Origin of the sequence: Enterococcus diestrammenae, from assembly GCF_049384045.1 — a bacterium.
GTDB classification, from domain to species: domain Bacteria; phylum Bacillota; class Bacilli; order Lactobacillales; family Enterococcaceae; genus Enterococcus_C; species Enterococcus_C diestrammenae.
Map to the genome: position 1 here is coordinate 1 of NZ_JBMRGR010000023.1, position 20,997 is coordinate 20,997.

The 20,997-nt window shown below is 45.3% G+C and carries 18 protein-coding genes; 6 read left to right on the forward strand and 12 right to left on the reverse strand.

The window, feature by feature from the left end; translation table 11 throughout:
- Positions 1–406: 406 nt before the first annotated feature.
- Together nagE and ACO03U_RS12270 are read right to left on the reverse strand one after the other, a co-directional pair.
- Positions 407–2,383 (reverse strand): N-acetylglucosamine-specific PTS transporter subunit IIBC, encoded by a 1,977-nt coding sequence (gene nagE, locus ACO03U_RS12265; RefSeq protein ID WP_204686722.1) that lies wholly within the window; start codon positions 2,381–2,383, stop codon positions 407–409.
- Positions 2,380–3,237, reverse strand: a complete 858-nt coding sequence (locus tag ACO03U_RS12270) for a PRD domain-containing protein (RefSeq protein WP_204686721.1) — start codon at positions 3,235–3,237, stop codon at positions 2,380–2,382. The genes nagE and ACO03U_RS12270 overlap by 4 nt, the downstream gene beginning before the upstream one ends.
- Before the next feature lie 327 nt (positions 3,238–3,564).
- On the opposite strand from ACO03U_RS12270, the gene ACO03U_RS12275 reads away from it, so the two are divergent.
- Together ACO03U_RS12275 and ACO03U_RS12280 are read left to right on the forward strand one after the other, a co-directional pair.
- Positions 3,565–3,846, forward strand: a complete 282-nt coding sequence (locus ACO03U_RS12275) for a hypothetical protein (protein ID WP_161870677.1) — start codon at positions 3,565–3,567, stop codon at positions 3,844–3,846.
- A gap of 117 nt (positions 3,847–3,963) precedes the next feature.
- Positions 3,964–4,434, forward strand: coding sequence for a universal stress protein (locus tag ACO03U_RS12280; protein WP_204686720.1), 471 nt, complete (start codon positions 3,964–3,966; stop codon positions 4,432–4,434).
- Positions 4,435–4,578: 144 nt separating this feature from the next.
- On the opposite strand, the gene ACO03U_RS12285 is transcribed toward ACO03U_RS12280, so the two are convergent.
- Both ACO03U_RS12285 and mgrA read right to left on the reverse strand, forming a co-directional pair.
- Positions 4,579–5,547, reverse strand: a complete 969-nt coding sequence (locus tag ACO03U_RS12285; RefSeq protein ID WP_204686719.1) for an aldo/keto reductase family protein — start codon at positions 5,545–5,547, stop codon at positions 4,579–4,581.
- Between the two features lie 27 nt (positions 5,548–5,574).
- Entirely contained in the window at positions 5,575–6,561 is a 987-nt protein-coding gene (gene mgrA / locus ACO03U_RS12290) for an L-glyceraldehyde 3-phosphate reductase (protein WP_423104870.1), read from the reverse strand.
- Positions 6,562–6,812: 251 nt separating this feature from the next.
- Between mgrA and ACO03U_RS12295 the strand changes: the two genes are divergently transcribed.
- Positions 6,813–7,226 (forward strand): MerR family transcriptional regulator, encoded by a 414-nt coding sequence (locus ACO03U_RS12295; protein ID WP_204686718.1) that lies wholly within the window; start codon positions 6,813–6,815, stop codon positions 7,224–7,226.
- A 9-nt stretch (positions 7,227–7,235) separates the two neighbouring features.
- Here the strand turns inward: ACO03U_RS12295 and ACO03U_RS12300 are convergent, their stop codons facing one another.
- On the reverse strand, positions 7,236–8,522 hold the full coding sequence (locus tag ACO03U_RS12300; RefSeq protein WP_204686717.1) for a sortase family protein: 1,287 nt from the start codon (positions 8,520–8,522) through the stop codon (positions 7,236–7,238).
- Between the two features lie 399 nt (positions 8,523–8,921).
- On the opposite strand from ACO03U_RS12300, the gene ACO03U_RS12305 reads away from it, so the two are divergent.
- From ACO03U_RS12305 to ACO03U_RS12315, 3 genes are all read left to right on the forward strand, one after another.
- Positions 8,922–10,421 carry a helix-turn-helix domain-containing protein gene (locus tag ACO03U_RS12305; protein WP_204686716.1) on the forward strand — a complete coding sequence of 500 codons (1,500 nt, stop codon included), beginning with the start codon at positions 8,922–8,924 and terminating at the stop codon, positions 10,419–10,421.
- A gap of 158 nt (positions 10,422–10,579) precedes the next feature.
- Positions 10,580–11,014: a YrvL family regulatory protein gene (locus tag ACO03U_RS12310; protein ID WP_204686715.1), complete on the forward strand. Its 435-nt coding sequence runs from the start codon at positions 10,580–10,582 to the stop codon at positions 11,012–11,014.
- A 75-nt stretch (positions 11,015–11,089) separates the two neighbouring features.
- Positions 11,090–11,803 (forward strand): MgtC/SapB family protein, encoded by a 714-nt coding sequence (locus ACO03U_RS12315; protein WP_161870670.1) that lies wholly within the window; start codon positions 11,090–11,092, stop codon positions 11,801–11,803.
- Between the two features lie 220 nt (positions 11,804–12,023).
- Here the strand turns inward: ACO03U_RS12315 and ACO03U_RS12320 are convergent, their stop codons facing one another.
- The 7 genes from ACO03U_RS12320 to ACO03U_RS12350 form a co-directional block, all read right to left on the reverse strand.
- Positions 12,024–13,940, reverse strand: coding sequence for a glycoside hydrolase family 127 protein (locus ACO03U_RS12320; protein WP_204686714.1), 1,917 nt, complete (start codon positions 13,938–13,940; stop codon positions 12,024–12,026).
- 185 nt (positions 13,941–14,125) lie between these two features.
- Positions 14,126–14,557 (reverse strand): universal stress protein, encoded by a 432-nt coding sequence (locus ACO03U_RS12325; RefSeq protein WP_204686713.1) that lies wholly within the window; start codon positions 14,555–14,557, stop codon positions 14,126–14,128.
- A gap of 197 nt (positions 14,558–14,754) precedes the next feature.
- Positions 14,755–15,708 (reverse strand): tRNA dihydrouridine synthase, encoded by a 954-nt coding sequence (locus ACO03U_RS12330; RefSeq protein ID WP_204686712.1) that lies wholly within the window; start codon positions 15,706–15,708, stop codon positions 14,755–14,757.
- Positions 15,709–16,785: 1,077 nt separating this feature from the next.
- A complete protein-coding gene (locus ACO03U_RS12335; protein WP_161870666.1) occupies positions 16,786–16,965 on the reverse strand; it encodes a type II toxin-antitoxin system antitoxin in 180 nt (59 codons plus the stop codon).
- Positions 16,966–17,002: 37 nt separating this feature from the next.
- Positions 17,003–18,028 (reverse strand): SPFH domain-containing protein, encoded by a 1,026-nt coding sequence (locus tag ACO03U_RS12340; protein WP_204686711.1) that lies wholly within the window; start codon positions 18,026–18,028, stop codon positions 17,003–17,005.
- 146 nt (positions 18,029–18,174) lie between these two features.
- Positions 18,175–19,956: a glycoside hydrolase family 2 protein gene (locus tag ACO03U_RS12345; protein WP_204686710.1), complete on the reverse strand. Its 1,782-nt coding sequence runs from the start codon at positions 19,954–19,956 to the stop codon at positions 18,175–18,177.
- 154 nt (positions 19,957–20,110) lie between these two features.
- Entirely contained in the window at positions 20,111–20,953 is an 843-nt protein-coding gene (locus ACO03U_RS12350; RefSeq protein WP_204686709.1) for a helix-turn-helix transcriptional regulator, read from the reverse strand.
- Between the last annotated feature and the right edge of the window lie 44 nt (positions 20,954–20,997).

Sequence of the window (20,997 nt, forward strand, 5' to 3'; positions counted from 1 at the left end):
TGGCGTATAAAAAGCGAGCGAGGATTGTCTGTTTTCGAGGAAGGACGTCTCGAAAACTTGATGTGTGGTGGATGGTGGGTATAACGTGTAGACCCTCTGTCATTACGAAACTGATTTTCGCAAAAAAAGCACCTCTTTTCTTCAATCGCGAAGAAAAAAGAGGTGCTTTTTCACTAACTGAGGTATTATAAAACTTTCACAAGTAAAAATCCCATAATACCAATTCTAGAAATGTCTGGCTTCACGAACTAGCTCTCTTCGGAATTAAGGCGAAACCGACTCATGATAAAGAACATCATGTGTCAGTTTCGCCTTAATTCTCGAGAGCTGAACGAGTTCGTTCAGCCTTTCTTATTGAGCTACTTTGGGGAAAATCGGCTAGAGCAGCCATTTTCACAAGTGAAAATTATTCCGCTTTGCTTTCGATTGTACCCACGATTTCATTGGCTACAACCTCTTTTGGTGTCACTTTCAAAGCCTGTAGCTGATCGCTGTTGGTGCAAACTACCATGATGTCCGTCTGTTTGCCATTAGCTAAGACTTTTTCACGATCCATTTTGGCTAATAATTGGCCGCGACCCACTTTTTGCCCTTCCGTAACGAAGACTTCAAATGGTTCGCCTTTTAGACTGACTGTGTCAATCCCCATGTGCACGAGAATTTCCAAACCGTTATCCGTTTTGATCCCCACTGCATGTTTTGTTGGGAAGACCGTCGTGATAGTCCCAGCCATTGGTGTAAAGACGGCATCATCACTTGGAGCAACAGCAAAACCGTCACCCATCATTTTTTGGGAGAAGACATCGTCACTGACGGTGGTGATGTCTTTAATCGCCCCATCACTGACGGCAAATACGTCTTGAATCGGTGAGTTTTCTACGACTACTTCTGCTGTTTCCACAACAGTCGCTGCAGGTCTAGCCCCACCATGATGCAATTGTTTCATTTCGTCAGCGACAAACTGCACTTCAGTACCGACGATAACTTGAATATTTTGACCATCGATTACTTTGACACCAGGAACACCCGTCCGTTTGATTTTGCTTTGATCCACTGTTTCGGTATCTTTGACTTGCAAACGCAGACGAGTTGTACAGTTATCGATCGACGTCACATTGGCTGCACCACCAAGAGCGTTGTAGATTTGATTAGCCATCGTAGCAAATTTGTCATCACCACTGGCAACAAAAGGATCGATATCTTCAGCAGCTTCTTCTTCCACTTCTTCGCGACCAGGAGTCATCAAATTGAATTTCTTAATCACAAACAAGAAGGTGAAGTAATAAACCACTGCCATGATCAAACCGAAGACGATTAACATGTAAGGTTTGTTGGCAATCGGCACTCGCAGACTCAAGAAGAAGTCGATAAAGCCAGCACTAAAGTTAAACCCAGCTGTCCAATGGAAGAAGGCAGCCACAAACATGGAGATCCCTGTCAAAGCCGCATGAACCACATACAAAGGCCAAGCGACAAACATGAAGGAGAATTCAAGGGGTTCTGTTACCCCGGTGAAGAAAGAAGCGAAAGCCGCAGCTACCATCAAGGAAGCTGTTACTTTTTTCTTTTCCGGACGAGCGCATTGGTAAATGGCCAAAGCCCCAGCTGGTAAACCAAACATCATCACAGGGAAGAAGCCAGCTTGGTACATCCCGGTAATCCCTTTGGTTCCTTCGCTAGCCCAGAATTTACCGATATCATCAATCCCTGCCAAGTTGAACCAGAACACATTGTTTAACGCATGGTGCAACCCAGTTGGGATCAACAAACGATTGAAGAAGCCATACAGACCAGCTCCCAATGGTCCCATGCTAGAGATCAATTCCCCGAAGGATACTAATGCGTTGTATACAGGAGGCCAAATAAAAATTAATAAAGCTGAAATCAAGGCCATCGCTCCAGCGGTAACAATCGGCACCGCCCGTTTGCCACTAAAGAAGGATAAAGCCATCGGTAATTTCACGCCGCTGAAACGATTGTATAAAGCCGCAGCTACCAAACCAGCTAAAATCCCGATAAAGACGTTTTTATTGTTGATGGCATCAAAGGCGACATTGACTTTTTCAGGATCGACTTTGGTAAACAACGCCACCGCTGCTTTGTTGACTAAGGTCATCGGTGTCAAAAAGGCAACCAAACCAGCCAAAGCGGCTGCGCCATCTTTGTCTTTTGACATCCCGTAAGCCAAACCGACAGCAAACAAAATCCCCAGATTATCTAAAATCGTGCCCCCAGCTTTGATTAAAAAGGCAGCTAAAATATTATTGCCACCCCAACCACTAGGGTCAATCCAGTACCCGATACCCATGAATAGGGCCGCTACTGGCAAAGTAGCCACAGGTAACATCAACGAACGACCAATACGTTGTAAATATGCTTTCATGAATTTTTCTCCTCTTCTTTTTGGGCTGCTTTCCGCAATCGCTCGATATGTATGGCGATGTAACCCAACTCTTCACTTGATGTCGCCAGTTGATACTGTTTAATCAGCATCACCCGGACTTTTTTGGCAATGGCATAGCTTTCGGGATATTTCACCCGAACCATCTCAATGATTTCCTCATCCAAAACGGCGTACTGCTGTTTTTGATAGCGTTCCAAGAGTAGCCGCAGATGATTGGCCAGACGGGAGTAATTCAACCCCATCTCCTCGGCATACAAATCGATTCCCAGCTCTTGGGCGATCAATCCCATCGTATCCGAAACGATAGTCACTTCCCGAATAATGCGATGATTGTTTTGTTCCCCGCGACGGGCACTATGGAGATGAATGGCGATATACCCCGCTTCATCATAGCTGTAAGGAATCTGCAGTTCATTGTTCAGATACTCTACCGCCCATTGTGCAATTCCAAATTCTTCTTGATGGAGAACTTCAATTTCTTTCAATAATTTATTACGGACAATGATGCCATTTTTGATATTCTCAGCGCTAAAAGCCAAGTGATCCGTCAGGGCAATCAACACATGTTCGTTTAGTTTTTCCATCAATACGAGTTCGGCGTGATTGACGATATGTTCAGCCGCAAAGAGAAATTTCTCATCGATTTGGTTCAACAAATTTTGCAACTTCATCTGGCTATCCGGTGCCATGACAAACATGCGCTCCACTTCCCGAGCAAACACCAAATCATTGCGCTTCTTGTTAAAGCCGATTCCCTTGCCGATTGCAACCTTCTCTTGACCGTCGTCATCGATTAGGACTGCATTTTGATTCAAGATTTTTCTGATTTTCATTTTGGCACCTCTGCAGAGTAAAACCTGTACTGGCCATGCCTAGTCCACAAAAAAGGCGTAGAAAAACCGTCTCCCGTCCACATGCTCTGCTTCCTTGGAGAGTGTCTTTCCACGCCTGGTATGATCCAGTCACATGAAATAATATTATTTACAAACGCTAGTATAAAGAAAACGTTTCAAAAGGTCAATACCAATTTGCAAATTTTTTTATTTTTCCCCACGAACACTTACGCACCTCTGTCAGTGGCAAGTCTTGCAATCTTTGGTACAATAGTGTCAATGACTGCGGAGAAGCACACTGACCACCGCAAACTTGGAGGAAAACCTATGATTACCATCTTTATTTGTATCTTTGCCCTTTTGTTAGCCGTGATTGGCTTTTGTTTGTTGAAAAAGCCCCGACTCTTCTTGCCTTTGATTGGCGATACGCCTGAGCACCGGCAATTTTTGCACGGTTTCGGCCTCGGCTATTTCATTGTTGCGCTAGTGGGCATTCCTGTCGCAATTTGGGGAACCAAGCTGATTGCCTTTGCTTATTTGTTTATCGCCTTGCTTATCACTTTGACTTTCAGCATTCGCTTTTCTGGAAAAATGAAACAGCCAAAGTAAAATCTTTTGTATTTAGCGGCAAGTGGTCTACAATAAAGTTGTAAAGCGTGAAGGTTGCCGTGCTTTGGCAGCTTTTACTCGATGAAAAAGGATGACAACTTTAAAGGAGTGAATGACATGTTACAACAATACAAAACCATCATGGTGGCCGTCGACGGCTCAAACGAAGCTGAATTGGCCTTCAAAAAAGCGGTCAACGTCGCTAAACGAAATCAAGGGAAACTGATTATCGCCCATGTAATCGACACCCGTGCCTTCCAAACCGTCTCTTCATTTGACGGCATGCTAGCCGAACAAGCTACCGAAATGGCGAAACAAACCCTTGACGAATACTTGGCCTACGCAAAAGAACAAGACTGTGACCAAATCACCACCGTCATCGAATATGGCGCTCCAAAACAAATCATTGCAAAACAATTGCCACAAGAACACCATGTGGATTTGATCATGCTAGGTGCTACCGGGCTGAACGCAGTTGAACGCCTCTTCATCGGCTCCGTCTCTGAATATGTCATTCGCAATGCAGCGTGTGATGTCTTAGTTGTCCGTACTGATTTAGAAAACGAAGAAGTCAAAAAAGCAAACTAATTTTGCTTAACCAAAAAGGTTGCCCTCACGTCATCTCTAGGAGGGCAACCTTTTTTTGTTTTCAATTTATTATTCCAGATAAAAAGCTGTCTTAGGCGCAGTTTCCCCTTGCGCCTAAGACAGCTTTTTTATTTATGCCATTGCTTACCCTACTTGTCGATGGAATTTTTTGAAGCCAAACAGCTCGTCAATCTTCGTAAAGTACTCAGTAGGAATTTCCACTTCCAAGGCTTGCAAGTTGTTTTCCAGTTGGCTGGCTTTCGTCGCGCCGGTGATCAAGCTGGAAATGCGTCGATCCCGTAAAGCCCATGCCAAGGAGAAACTGGCCAAATCGGTATCCAGGGAGTCTGCCATTTTGACGAGTTCTTCCACTCGATCCAAGTTTTCTTCTGTCAATAATGCTTGAATTTGATCTTGATAGGTTGCTCGGGAGCCAGCAGGAATTGCTTGTCCTTTACGGTATTTTCCTGTCAACAAACCTTGTGCCAATGGTGAAAATGGTACAATCCCCATGCCGAATTGTTCGCAGACATCCATCATTTCGTGTTCGATGTAGCGATCCGTCATATTGTATTGCGGTTGGATGACGCTCATTGGATGCAAGCCGCGTTCTTGAATAATCAATTGTGCCCGCAAAACTTGCACCGGCGTCCATTCGCTGACACCATAATATAAAACTTTACCAGCATCTACCAAATCGCTTAAAGCTTGCAAGGTTTCTTCCAAAGGCGTGGTGGGATCAAAACGATGGCAAAAGTACATATCCAAATAATCGGTTTGCATATTCGCCAAGGTATTGTCGATGGATTCCATAATATGCTTGCGTGACAATCCGCGATCGTTAGGGCCATCCCCAGTTGGGAAGAAAACTTTACTGGACAAAACGAGATTTTTCCGTGGAAATTCTTTTAAGACGCTGCCCAAAAAGCGTTCTGCTGCCCCACCGCTATAGGCATCGGCACAGTCAAAAAAGTTGACTCCTTTTTCATAAGCTAACTTCAAAGTCGCTGCCGCTTCTGCTTGTTTGACTTCATCAGAAACATCTGTCATCCAACTACCAACTGCGATTTCGCTGACTTTCAAGCCACATTTTCCTAAGTTACGGTATTTCATGGTGTTGCCTCCTAAATTTCGTAGTTGCTATTTCAAAATGGCATCGATACGAGCTAATTCTTCCGGTGCAAAGTCCAAGTTATCCAAAGATTTCAAGTTGTCCTGCAATTGGCTCACCCGTGAGGCGCCAATCAACACGCTAGAGACTTCCGGCAAGCGCAAGTTCCACGCCAAAGCCATCTCTGCCAATGTCTGGCCACGATCTTGCGCCACTTGGTTCAACTGACGGACTTTGCCGATGGTTTCTTCCACACGATCCTCTGATAAAAAGGGACTGTCGGAACGATGCGCCCTAGAATCAGCTGGAATTCCATCCAAATAACGATCCGTCAACAAGCCTTGTGCTAGCGGGCTAAAGACAATCGACCCCAAGCCCTCTTCAGCCAAGACATCCGTCAACCCTTCTTCGATACTACGGTTGAACATATTGTATTGCGGCTGATGAATCACAAACGGCGTCTGCCATTCTTTGAAAAGCTTGCTAATAGCTGCGGTTTGCTCTGGGGAATAGTTGGAAACTCCCACATACAACGCTTTTCCTTGACGCACCAGAAGATCCAAGGCATGAGCGGTTTCTTCAATCGGTGTCTCGGGATCTGGACGATGATGGTAGAAAATATCCACATAATCCAAACCCATTCGTTGCAAACTCTGATCACAGCTGGCGATCAAGTTTTTCTTTGAACCCCACTCCCCATATGGTCCTGGCCACATATAATAACCAGCTTTCGAGGAAATAATCATTTCGTCCCGATAAGCCTTCAGATCATCACGCAAAATCCGTCCAAAGTTGGTTTCTGCTGAACCGGCTGGCGGCCCGTAATTATTTGCTAAGTCAAAGTGGGTGATGCCATTGTCAAAAGCGGTAAAAATCACCTCTTTTTGAGTGGTCATTTTGTCGACGTCGCCAAAATTGTGCCACAATCCCAGCGAAATAGCTGGCAATTTCAGACCAGATTTTCCTACCCGATTGTATTGCATCTGGTCATAACGATTTTCCTTTGCGAGATACATAATCTTCCTCCTTATTTAGTCTGATGAAGAGCGGTGGTCAGAAGTAAAGGGATACGGTGGAGACAATGCGTGATGGGTTTTATCACGAAATAACTCCCAGCTTATCGCCGAAACTTCTCCTCGCCGAAGCTATCTTCCACCCTTGACGACTTCCTCTTTACATACTATAGCACTTCAAGTACACTTTAAGTAAAGCGGTTTCGAAAAATCTTTTTTATCAAAAGAAACATCCGACTTTTAGGAGGTCTATCATGACAAGCATTGCCAAAACTTATACCATTCGCGACGTCAGCCAGCGCTTTGGTCTACCAGCATCCACCTTGCGTTATTATGAAGAAGTTGGATTATTGAAGGATATCCGCCGCAATGGCAAACATCGGCTGTACGAAGACAAGCATCTTGGGCGCTTGGGAGCGATTCAGTGTTTCAAGCAGACGGGGATGTCCATCAGTCAGATTCAAGAATTTTTCTATCACGAAGATGTGACGGAAGATTATGAAGCCTTGGTGGACTTGTTGGCCCAGCAATCCGCTGCCATCGAAACCCAATTGCACCAGCTTTTGGAAAATCAACGGCATATCACTGCCAAACTCGCCTTTTACAGCGCTAAAAAAGCCGCCCGGCAACAAGGGTTACCTGAGCCTTGTTGGGACGACTTTGATTAATTTGCTTGTTTAACGAGCCAGTACACAACGATTAACGGTATCAGAAATACACGTTTGCAAGCTGATGCGTTCGCCCCCGTCATACAGCATTCGGGGTAGGACATCATCTTGCAAATTACGATTGTTGTAGCCTTCATCTGTGACATCTAACACTTCATATACCGTGTAGGTCCGTGAAGCACCACTGGCATCCACCACCGTGATGGTCGCCCCCACATCCAAACTCATAACCCCAGCAAAATCACCAGGATTGTGACCGATGAAATGGGTCGGTGCGCCATCGGAAACAGAACCCGAACCCATCCAGGTCCCCGCACCCGATCCAGGGGCGGCACTGGCACCATTGCTTTGACCAAAGAGAACAGTCCCGCCTGCAAATTTCAAAACAGAAGTCTCTGTTGCCATAGAGGCTTCTTCGTTAGCGGAGGCTGTCGTTTCAGTCTCTTCATTGCTCGTTACGGCGATGGCGGTTTCCGTTGTAGTTTCGGTTGTAGTTTCGGTTGTAGCTTCGGTTTCTACTTCTTCTTTGATTTCTGATTGAGAAGTGCTTGTCGCCTCTGTTACAGTCGTAGTAGCTTCGTCTTCACTAGTTGTCGTGGTTACTTCAGGGGTCGTGTCCCTTGTGCTTGCGACTGTTTCTTTGGATTCAGCGGTTGCTGCTTCCGAAGTTTCGGGAGTTTCACTGGCTTCATTCTCTTCATTAGCAGCGGTTAGCGAGGTATCTGCTTCAGCTGCCAGGACCTTCACGGAAACGTGGGCAGTCGTTTTATTGCCCGCCTGATCTGTCGCCGCCAGTGTCACCTTTTGTTGCCCCACTTGATTGGCATCGTAACCCGTGATTGACAAGTCTTCACTGGCGATTTTCCCATCGACTGCGTCTGAAACTGGAAATTTTGCTACCGGAAACTCAGCCCCAGCGGTCACTGTTACTGTCTTTGGTACGGTAATGTCGGGCCCTTGTTTATCCCAGACGTTGATGGTGACGGTCCGCGTGATTTCTTGATTGAAACTTAGCTGGATAGCTACGTTTGCGGTATAAATCCCCGGTTGCAAATCCCTCATCGCTGCTTCATCGGAAAAGCTGACAGCAGTAACGGTCCCGCTTTCGTCTGCTTGGCTTAATTGAACCAACTGTTGGGCCGTTAACTGCGGATAATCAGAAGCATCGATCACCACGTTAGGCCGAAAACTGGTTTCTACTTTTTCTTCGGCTCCTGCATATAATTGATACAAGCCGACACTGCTCGCAGCAGCTAACAACAATGCAACCAATCCTACTAGATATTTTCTTTTCATACGCTCTCCTATTTTCTAACGGATGCCGCTACCAACATTTGATAGGCTGCGCTTTTCCGTTTTTTCTGAAACTTTTCATTTCGATATTTCAGATTATAGGGGCAGCGGAGTAATTTTCGCTGATTTTGCAACTTTTCAAAAAATCGCAAAAAAACGCAGAAAAACTCATTCTATCTTGACATAAAATAGCCATATTTCATTTAAATCACTCTTCTATTAAAAAATAAAAGAACTTTTTTTATAATAAATAACAAAAAGAAAAAGAGTTTTAGGAAATGACTTTACTTTTTTTTAAATACCCTCAAAAAAGCCCATGAAACTGCCGGTTTATTCATTGACCAAGACATCTTTTTCCATGTTATAATAAGTACAAATAACATTTTAGAAAAGAGGGATTCGATGCGTTATGAAAGCTTGATGTTCACAAAAACTCAGCTGGAGTATTACCGCCTTTACGATAAGCTCTGTAAACTCCCCCGAAAAAACTATCCCATTCGTGACCTAGCTACTTTGATGGATAGTTCCTATAGCAAAATAAAATACACTTTGGAACGCATCAGCGAAATCATGGAAGACATTGATAAAACGCAAGCGGCTCATTTTCGGCAATCGAAAAACCTCCCTTTAGATCAAGTCACCGTCAGCTTGACGGAGTTCCGTTTCATTATGTTGCGGAAACAATCCATCGCCTTTCAGTTTTTACTCTGGTTGTTAACCACACCCGATCCACAGTTGAAAGACTTTCTGACCAAGCACTATGTCAGTCAGTCCACCCTGACGCGAAATCTCCGGGGACTGCAAAAATATTTAAAAACATATGGGGTCCATCTAAGTGTCACCAATGCCTCTTTGGAAACAAAAGATGAGTTGATGTTGCGGCAATGTCTCTTTTACTTATTTTGGATGGGAACGAAAGGGGATACCACGATTTTTGAACCTTACGAAATTGATGATGCCCTTTTGCCGAAGCTCGTGGCGCAAATCCCCGAAGAACACCATTACATCAGTTACAAAATTTATAAGCTCAAGCTAATCATTCAGTACTTTCGCCTACAACAAGGCCATCGTAACCAAGAGAATCTACGGGCACGAAGCATCTTTTTGGAGAACCCTTTGTTTGATCTAACCCTGTGTCAAGACAATCCGCTGATTTCAGAAGACATCTTGTGGCAAGAAAGCGGCAGTATCTTGATCAACACCGTCACCAGTCCCAATTTCGTCAATCCAAAGTCACCTTTGATTCCTGCACGAAAAGTTATGTTACAAGAAAAAGTCCCCTTGTTGGTAAGCTTAGCAGATGATTTTTTGCATTATTTTGAAGAGTACTATTTCAGCGGCGATATTCCATCAGAAAAACGCCAAGTCTTACACTTAAATATGACCCAAGCGGCTGCCGGGATTTGGGTTTACGGCGGGACCTTTCCCAATCTCCACTATTTTTTGGTACAAGAAGAAAAAGTCTCTAGCTCCAACCGGATTTTCGATGAACAAGTACGGACTTTTTTTGCTAGTGAGAAGGTCACCCCTTATTTGCACTATCGCAGCTTATTTCCAGTCATCGAAAAGAGTTTTGGGCATATTCTACGTCCTTATTATATGGAGCATATGACCTGGACTAAGCTAAAAGTTGGGGTCGTCGTGGAGCCCAATAGCATTCTTCACGATCGTATTTTATTACTGTTGCGAGCCATCTATTTTGTTGACGCCGAGGCCTTTAGTCCCGCCGAGGCCGATAAATATGATTTGGTGATCGCTTCAACGGCGGTTTTCAAGCAAGATTATCCTGAGATTCCCTTTTATTTGTGGAATATCACCACCAAAGACGAAGAAGCGAGCTATCTCTATACTTGGCTACAAGAAGCCTATTTCCGGCACAATGATCAGATGCGTTTTATCTAAAGTCCCCGCGTTTCTTCTATAGAATAAGGAACATGACAAAAGCCGTCAGAACTCCCCTTATTTTTCCGGAGTTTTGGCGACTTTTTTTCCAACGACTTGTTTATCTAGCCTCATCTGCTATAATAAACCTAATTTTTGAAAAATTGAGGGATGACAAGATGTTTCGTAAACCAAAAAAAGTTCCGCCGAAAGTGCTGCTGACAGCCATGTTTGGTAGCCTGATGACGGCGTTTATCTTATCTGTTTTAGGGGCCAGTATCTTAAATCTGCTAGGGGCCCGCTATGCCACCCATGGTAGTTTGATTGGCTTTATGTTTCTCGTGATTTTATTAGGTGTCTTTTTCACTCCCGTCACCGGCTTTTTGGAGTACCATTTGGCCCGTTCGAAAGTGGTGAAAGATCAAGTATTGTATGTGCTATTGGATAGCTCTTTAAACGTCTTGTTGATGTTTTTGGTAGCTGGCTTTACCCAACGCGTGACCATCACCTTACCAGCAGCGTTTGGCACCGCTTTGGTTTTCTCTATTTGGGAACTGTTCTTGACGGAAAAACTCCCTCTGGCGAAATCTTCCCATGATCACGACCGCCACTAATCAGCTAGCCTGCCTAACCTCTAGCTTTCGTAACGGGAAAGAATTTGCTAAGATGGAAGTGAAGGGGTGAAGAAGATGGTAGCTGAATTTCACTTGAGTATGTTAGAAATTTTATTTCGTTTAGCTCTGGCCATCATCATGGGGGGCGCCATCGGTTACGAACGAGAATACAAAAGCCGTCCTGCTGGTATGAAAACCCATATTCTCGTCTGTGTCGGAGCGACTTTGATTGCTTTGATCCAACAGGAAATCTCTTGGAATTCCATCGAGTTTGCCATAGCGCATCCGAAAATGGTGGGGGTGGTAGGGACCGATGAAGCTCGTCTAATCGCCCAAGTGGTCAGCGGGATTGGTTTTCTTGGAGCAGGGACCATCGTGATGAACAAACAATCCGTCACCGGGTTAACCACCGCGGCTTCCATCTGGTCCATCGCCGCTCTCGGTCTAGCTGCTGGCATGGGCTTTTATCAAATTACACTGATTGGTTTTATTGTAATCTTAGGGGCTTTGACCTTCGTTGCCTTTGTCGTTCCCGCCCCACGCACTCGTCGTTTGCTTTTAGAATTTGAGCATTGGGACAAATCCCACCCCTTTATAATGACTACGCTAAAGACAAAAGGCATTACCATCGACAATATGGATTTAGAAGTCAAGCGGGTGGCCGATGAAGCTTTCCGCACCTATTCTGTGATTTACACCATGACCCTACCGCGAGACTTGGATGAACACCAACTAATGCTGGACCTTTCAGATAGCCCGGAAATTTTAAAAGTCCGGATTTTAAATTAAACAATAAAAACTTCAACTACTAGCGTCCCACGGAGAGATGCTAGTAGTTGAAGTTTTTTGTATGCCACTCATCAACCCGACATGACAGATTGTCTAACTTATCGTGTTAAGGGACTCAGCTGATCCTTCATCGGGGGGGTGCGTGATATTTGCCGCCTCACCATAATTTGCTATTAAGAAAGTCCTAGAGAAATGGGCAAACGCTCTGTGTTGTTTTTCTTCAGCAAAACAGCTGATTCAACCACACCCGCAGCTCGCCTTCCCCACGATTGCCCCACATGAAATACGGCAGCAAGGTAATCGAGGTCTCCTCCAAAGTCGGGGCTTGCGTGGTATACGTCGCCTGGTCTAGTGAACGCAGCTGTTTTCCAGGAACTGTGAGGTAGACGGCATGAGGCAAGAGCTCCCCATTTTCTGTCGCCACGATTTCCCCAGCCGTTACCCACAGAGTTCCTAGATGAGGACCATTGTCTTTTTCTTCAGCCGCGTAGACTAAAGGCCCCCGGGTAATGGCAACTTTCCCCAGGTCTTCGGTAATGTGAGAGTTAGCAAACACTTTTTGCGGAGTCATATCGAAAGTCAGTGCCACCACGTCTCCGTCATTCCAAGTACGGGTTAGCGCTAGAAAACCCGCTTCATTTTGATAGCTAGCCGCGGCGCCATTCACCAACAAGCGGAAATTTTCTTGCGACCAAGCAGGTAAACGAAAGGCTAATTTCCCAGTCACAGGTGTCTCCGTATTTACTGTAATCTGAATCGCTCCTTGCCACGGATACAAGGTTTCTTGAGTCAGCTGTACTGCTTGCCCTCCAAGGGATACGGTGGTTTCGCTGGCACCATATAAGTTTACATAAACCCCGGCTTTGGTTTCTGTCACAAAGTAATCCCCGATACCACCAATCAAACGCGCCAAATTTGGCGGACAGCAGGCACAGTTAAACCATTTTTGCCGTTTGGGGGTCACGTGCCGATGATCATGGCGTTGACAAGCATTCGGTCCATTGATTTCTAGCGGATTGACATACAAGAAACGCTCTCCTTTAAGGTCCATCCCACATAACGAACCATTGTAAATAGCATTTTCTAGCACATCCCCGTATGTTCCTTTTGGCTCCAAGGCCAGCATCCGTTTCGCCCAAAACGCCAAGCCCACCGAGGCACAGGTTTCATTGTAAGTCGTATCATTGGGCAGATCGTCATTGGCGGCAAACGCTTCTCCCCAAGCCGAGGCACCGATACCGCCATTGATAAACAGTTTATGTTGGACGACATTCTCCCACAGAGTTTCTACCGCTTGCTTCAAGCTGTCGTCATGCTGCAGACGGGCAATATCCGCTACTGCTGAATAAAAATAAACCCCTCGTACCGCATGACCCACAGCTTCTTTTTGCTCACGAATTGGCAAATGGGCTTGCGAGTATTCATGATCCCCGTGCCACCAACTTTGGGCATCCCAACCGGCTTTTTCAGCTTCCTCATTGAAAAATAGTGGCTGTTGGCCCCGTTCATTGACAAAATAAGTCGCCAAGTTTAAGTATTTTTCATTTTTTGTCACCAAGTACAACCGAACCAAAGCCAGCTCGATTTCCTCATGGCCAGGATAGCCTTTGATTTTACCTGCTTCTGGTCCAAAAATCGTATCGACATAATCCGCAAACTTTTCCGCAATGGTCAAAAAAGCTCGTTTCCCCGTCACCTCAAAATAAGCAACTGCCGCCTCGATCAAATGGCCGCCACAATACAGTTCGTGATTGTCTCGCACATTGGTCCAACGCTGCTCTAAGCCAGCTTTCACTTGATAATACGTGTTCAAATAACCATCTGCCGCTTGAGCCTGACCCAGCAGTGTAATCACCTCATCTGCCCGGGCTTCCAAAGCAGCATCTGGGTGATTCCGCAGACTATAAGCCACACTTTCCAACCATTTGTACACATCAGAATCTTGAAAAACCATCCCGTAATACACGCCTTCGCTAAGCCCTGCCGCCAAGCGAAAATTCTCGATGGCATGGGATGGCTCGGTGTCCTCTAGCTGATCCGTCAATGCCTGCCACTGATAAGGAATGACATGTTCTTCCACGATTTTTTGATATTGTTGCCAAAACTGGCCGGTCATTCTTGCTGTTGCTGTCATCATTTCCTCCTATTTGGTGAATCCGCTAAGACTGCCCCTCACCTTTTTGATACCCCTAGTTTAGCGAGAAAAAACTGAAGTGTCGTTAGAGGATAGATAGAAAAAGTGGAGAAAAGCTAGCTGATGACGGTAAAACAAACAAGCCTACTTCATCACCTGAGGATGAAGTAGGCTTGTTTGTTGATTGCTTAGCGTACGACTAGCACGTTACAAGGGGCATGATTGACCACATAAGCCGTCGTGGAACCCACCAAGGATTGGGTGATGGCCCCTTTTCCTGTTGCTCCGATGACGATCAAATCACTGGCATTGTCAGCGGCATATTTGATAATCACCTGCTTTGGATTTCCCACCTCGACAAAAGGAATGACATCCATCACACCTTTTTGCGAAGCGTCATGAATCCGTTTCAATAACTCGGTCTCTGCTCGTTCCTTTTCTTGAGCAAATAGTTTAGAAAATGCAAAGGCACTTGTGGCTAATTCCGCGTCATTAATGATGGAAATCAGCGTCAAACGACCGTTGTTGGCCGAGGCAATGCGAATCGCTTCCGTAAAAGCTTTTTCTGCTAAGCGAGAACCATCCAACGCCACCAAAATGTTTTGATAGGTCTCATCCATGATCCAATCCCTCCTTTTTTGCACCTTCCCCCACCAGCAGAGGCTACAGCTTTCCCCCACCAGCAAACAGCTTCGGGACCACTCCTTACTAAGAAAGCGTTCCCTCTACAAGTTAAGCATACCACGGATCGAAACTTGAGACAAAAATCGGACTTGAAAGTTATTAACAGCTCCTAAACTTTGGCAATTAGGATCGCTTATCCTTGGAACTCCGCCAGCACTTGGCGTACCTCATCTGTGGATTTGGTTTCCATCAAACGGATACGTAAATCGTTAGCTCCGGGAAAACCCTTCACGTAAATTTTGAAAAAGCGATGCAAACCGACGATGGAACGGGGCAATTGGTCTTGGTATTGGTCCTGCAAGTCCAATTGTAAACGTAATAAATCCAGCATTTCTGCTTGTGAATGGGGCTGCGAATTTTTTTCAAAGGCATAAGGATTTTTGAAAATGCCCCGCCCGATCATGATCCCATCCACCCCGTATTTTGCTGCCAATGCTAGCCCGGCTTGGCGATCGGGGATATCCCCATTGATGGTAAGTAACGTTTGTGGCGCCAGAGTATCCCGCAACCGGACAATTTCAGGAATTAACTCCCAGTGAGCCGCCGCCTTACTCATTTCTTCTCGTGTCCGCAAATGAACCGATAGATTGGCGAGATCTTGCCGTAAAAGGTGGCTAATCCACGGCTCTAGTTCACTGATATCCGTAAAGCCAATCCGGGTTTTGACACTTACCGGTAGCCCGCCTGCTTTGGCTGCCTGAATCAATTCAGCGGCTCGCTCCGGTCGTTGAATCAAGCCACTCCCCTTGCCTCGTTCCGCCACATTGGGCACCGGACACCCCATATTCAAGTCAATCCCACGAAAACCCAGCTCCGCCAAACCAAGGCTCATCTGGCGAAAATGATCCGGATTATCCCCCCAAATATGCGCCACCATCGGCTGTTCATCTTCTGTGAACACCAGTCGTCCTCGCACGCTATCAAGCCCATCTGGATGGCAAAAACTATCGGAATTGGTAAACTCAGTGAAAAAGACATCCGGGGCTCCCGCCTGTTGCACCACATGGCGAAAAACCACATCCGTCACATCTTCCATCGGGGCCAATATAAAAAAAGGCTTTGGTAACTCTTGCCAGAAATTAGTCATTGTCACTCTCTCCTTAACTTGCGTTTCAAAATACTATTAGTATAACGTCTTGAAGATTATCCGGCAAAAATCCCGTTTGCTCTTAAAGAAAAAACTAACTCCAAGTAAGAAAGGCCGAACAAACTAGCAATAACAACACGTTTTTACGTTTGGCCTTTCCCAATCCAGCCACAGCTATCTCAATTCCTAGGTCGCTAAGTTCTACCTTTTTCATAACATACAAAAGCCGGCGGACTTACTTCCGGAGAATCCCTCTGGTGGTAATGGGACCAGTAAATGCCAACCAAAGAACAGTTGTCATTTGCCTTGCCGAAGTCAAACTTGTTGTAAGTCCAACAAAAAACATCGGACACAACAAGTAATTTGCTAGTTCATCTTAGCGCTCTCTGCTTAGATGCAACTGTATGCGCAATGGTCTTTTAGCCCTCGAACATCCTTAACACCACACCCCGAGTCATTCTCCTCCAGCAAGTCCGCCCTGTTTTATCGATAATCGATTTATTCCCTTTGCTTCGTAAATTCAGCAAATTATTTTCTTATTGGGTAGCATATGTACCGTGAAAAAGGTGAAATTTTGCGCAGTAGGATTGAGATGACAGTAGCTTTCAAGATTGAGATGAATTACTTAGAGTTGGTGGCACTTGTGACACTTACTCTAAGTTTGAAGCTCAAAGGCAAATGACAAATTGCTTTGTATTTGGCATTTGCCGGTCTAGCTACCGTCATATCAATGCTTACGGAGCTAAATTCCACCTTTTTCGGGCGTCATAATGACGGCTTGATACGCCACTTAATTTCTTATCCATCAGACTTTTTGGAGCTTTTTTTATAAGTCTTTATCTATAAAAAAGATGAACCTTCCTTCATCAACTCACAAGTAGTAAGGCGAACCTTACCAAGATGTCTATTATCAGCTATCAGTGTTCAGTTTAGATTTGACTCGGAAATAGGCGAGTTCGTAAAACCAAACATAATTAGACTTAGGAACCAAAAAAACGCCGGTGTCTGATGAGCTATCAGCCTGACACCGGCGTTTTACCTGCCTATTCATTGCCCAAACACACTTTTGTCCAAGGGCTACTCCGACGATTTTTTGGCGCTTTTTTTGCGTCGTTTCACTGCTTCCGTCAGCAAATACTCAATCTGACCATTGACACTGCGAAACTCATCTTCCGCCCAAGCTGCCAAATCCTCGTACAATTCTGCCGAAAGTCGGAGTGGCACTTGTTTTTTTGCTTTTGCTTTTTTGTTATCCAACTGCCGCCACTCCTTTTCCCCATGCTTTCTTACTAGTTTAATACAATGAGCCGCTATTGACTACCGGTTGAGCGTCCCGATTGCCACAAAGGACGACCATCAAATTACTGACCATGGCAGCTTTGCGTTCTTCATCCAATTCCACAACGCTTTGCTCGTTTAATTTTTCGATCGCCATTTCCACCATCCCCACAGCCCCTTCCACGATTAGTTGGCGGGCGTCCACGATAGCTGAAGCTTGTTGTCGTTGCAACATGGCCGCAGCGATTTCTGGTGCATAAGCCAAATGAGTGATTTTAGCTTCGATAATCTCGATTCCTGCCACATCCACTTTGCTTTGAATTTCTTCTGCTAGCTTTTGACTGACTTCCATGCTAGAGCCTCGTAAACTCTTTTCGTTGGCATCTTCATCATCAGTGGCATCATACGGGTAGAGGCGCACGATATTACGCAACGCCGAATCAGATTGAATGGATAGGTAATCGACAAAATTGTCCACATCAAAAATCGCTTTCGCCGTATCGGCAACTCGCCAAATAACTACAATACTGATGATGATGGGATTGCCCAATTTGTCATTGACCTTTTGCTTGTTGTTACTCAAAGCCATCGTTTTCAATGAGAGGCGTTTTTTAACTAGTGCCGGGTTGTTTTTCTTCCCACTTGTCACAGACTCGGTTTCAAGTTCTCCCCCTGCAGCAAGCTCAGAGTGACTCGCTTTTGGCACTGGTGCTGCGGTCATGAAAGGATTGACAAAATAAAAACCCGCCCCTTTCAACGTGCCTACGTATTTCCCAAACAAGGTCATCACTAGTGCTTCATTAGGATGCACCACTCGCAGCCCAGCAAAGAGTAACCACACCGGTAGGCACCAGTAAAAAATTGCTACCCCCATCAGAATCCCAGCCAGGGTCTGTTGCTGATCAATATGGATGATACCCCAGATAAAAATGGCAATCGAGACGGCGATGAGCGCCAGATTCAATAAAAGCATGGGCATCCCATTTTTAGCTTTTAGCAAGGTTTCTTCCGTCGCTGGCTGATTAATTATTTTTTCATTCATTTCATTTCCTCCTCTACGCTTGAGTTGATATCATTTTGATATCACAATAATTACAAACTCAGTATAGCACGAGAACATTTTTCCGGCAAGTCTCACTAAAAACAAACAGCCAGGAGACCATCAGATGGCCAGCTGGCTGTTTATTGCTAGTTGTCTTTATGCAGTTGTTGAAAGGTCTCCGCGATGGTGTGGTTCATTTTGCGAAGGCGATTTTCGTCGACTTTTAGCACGCGCCGATCAAAGGTCATTAAGCCGTTGAGCTCATCTTCTACATCTGACACCTGAGTATACACCGTTCCTGCCAACCCTTGAGAAACAGCCGGCAATACTTCTTCAGTGAAAAGTTTCAGATAAGCCGTCAGAAAACGCTCCTGGTCTGGAAACTTTTTATACCCAAAACGCTTGTCAGAAGCCATATGACCCACCACGGGGAGACTATAGCCACCAAACTCACTCAACACTTGGATGCGCTGTTTCCGATCCGGCTTCATGCGAAATTTCTTGAAATAGACATGGGCACTATGAAAATCTCCAGCTCCTTGGTCATGGTAGCCACTGGCAGTATCGATGAGACGTGTTGGATCCAGCTGTCGTAGTTCAGCTGTCACAGGAAGACTGTCAAACTGGCCCCACCCTTCATTAAAAGGAACCCAGACAGCTAGACTGGTGCCATTTTGCAACAGTTTCACCGTATCATGCATCTCTTGTCTAAACTGCTGGCGACTGGCTGCCAACTGACGACCAAACCAGCGATAATGATGATCCTTCAAAGTCACACCGATAAAAGGAAGCACTTGAATGACCAGCGGGTGATAATCCGGTCCCCCACCACTGACAAAATCTTGCCACACCAGCATCCCCAAACGATCGCAATGATAATACCACCGCAACGGCTCGATTTTGATGTGTTTACGCAGCAGATTAAATCCTAAATCCTTCATTTGCTGAATATCATAGACCAGCGCCTCATCACTAGGGGGCGTATAGCCGCCATCGCTCCAATAACCTTGATCCAATAAGCCATTGAAAAATACCGGCTGATTGTTCAATAACGGCACCGTTACCCCATTGCGCTTGCCAATAGAAAACTTCCGCATGCCAAAATAACTGGTGAAGCGATCCTCATCCACCGTGAGGGTCACTTGGTACAAATGAGGGTCAGCTGGTGTCCAAGGGTGAACTTGCGGCAATAAGATTGCCACCGTAGTATCAGAAAATTCCCTTTGACACACCACTTGCTCTTGGCTAGTGATAAGTAGTGTTCCTTTTGCAAAAGGTTGGTTTGTCCCAAGGGTCAATAAAATCTGCCCTTCATCAAATTGCGGACACCATTGCAACTGAGTGACATATGTCTGGGGCACCTGTTCCAACCATACCGTCTGCCAAATCCCACTTTGGGGAGTGTACCAGATTTGTCCGTGTTTTTGCTTTTGTTTACCATAAGCATAGCGGGGATTGTCTGAAAAATCCTGTACTTTTACAATCAACTCATTGTCAGCTTGTAACTGATGGGTAATATCAAATTCAAAGGGCCAATAACCACCAACATGAGTACCGATGGATTGACCATTTAAGAAAACTTCACAGATCTGATCGACAGCGCCAAAATGCAGTAAGGTACGCCGATTGGCTGGGGCCGTTTCTTTGGTATTGACCGAAAAATGACGACGATACCACAAAAAATCTGCCGGGCCCACCATTTTTCCCACGCCAGAAAGAGTTGTTTCTGGCGAAAAGGGGACGCGGATTTTCCCCTCAAAACTTGCGGGTTGCTGATCAGATTTGGTAATGGCATACTCCCACCAACCATTGAGATTACGCCAATTATCCCGTCGCAATTGGGGCCGGGGATAGTCATTTAAAGCAATCACTTCAGGGTTTTCTAACAACTGTTGGCCCCAAGGTGTTGTGATAGTCCTACTGGTCATCTTACTCCTCCTCAAAGGAAAAACTTCTTCCTCATTTTAGCATGTTTCCCCCATGAAGCCTCCCAAAAGCCATCCGATAGCCCTGTTCCAGCCTTTTGCCACAGCTCAAAAACAAGACCTACCACTAATCCTTCAATAGGTGGGAAGTCTTGTTTTACATCTCATTAATCAAGCCATACTTTTTCCGATAACTCCGGGGTGCGAGCAAAAACTGTTTTTGAAAGAGGCGACTAAAGTATTTTTCATCTTCAATTCCAACTTTTTCCGCTACTTCCCGGATGCTGTCATTGGTAGTCAACAGCAACTGCCGTCCTTGTTCCAGCCGCAGCATATGCAGATACTGTGTCACTGTCTGCCCGACTTCTCGGGAGAAAAGGTTTGATAAGTAGGCTTTATTGTAGCCAAAGTAGCTGGCTAGTTCCGCCACCGTGATTTTGCGGCGATAGTTTCTCTGCAAGTATTCCTTCAAATAATCAATCAAAAAATGCTTCTCGGAGTCATTTTCTTGAAAGCTTAACAAATACTTTTCTTTAATACTCAATAATAACGTCGCTGTATAGGAATCCAGCAACTGGTGTGTCGGCAATTCCATTTCTTTGATGGTCTGCAACTGTTGTAGCAATAACAACTCATTATCCAAAATCAAGTTTTGCTCATACAAGGGCAGCTGCCAAAGCTGAGGCTGGTTAAACGCAGGATTTTCACCAGCCGTAGCTACTTCCATGCCTTTCATCTCAAAATGGAGCCAATAAAAGCCGACATTTTCCTCGGCATCGCGACCGTAAAAGTGCGTCCCCGGTGGAATCACTAACAACTCCCCCGCAGCCAAGGTCAGCGGTTTACCAGCAATCTCAAAATGCACCCGCCCCGCCACACCAATCATCAACTCATAGTCTAGATTGGTACGGGGATCATGCTGCCATGCCTTCTTGGAATGAAGATAGCCACACCAATGAAAGTGAATTTCTGTCGGTTGTCCTAGCAAGCGTTGTTCCATGCAATCGTCACCTTCTCCACCAGTTTGCTTGTCTTCTCCATTAT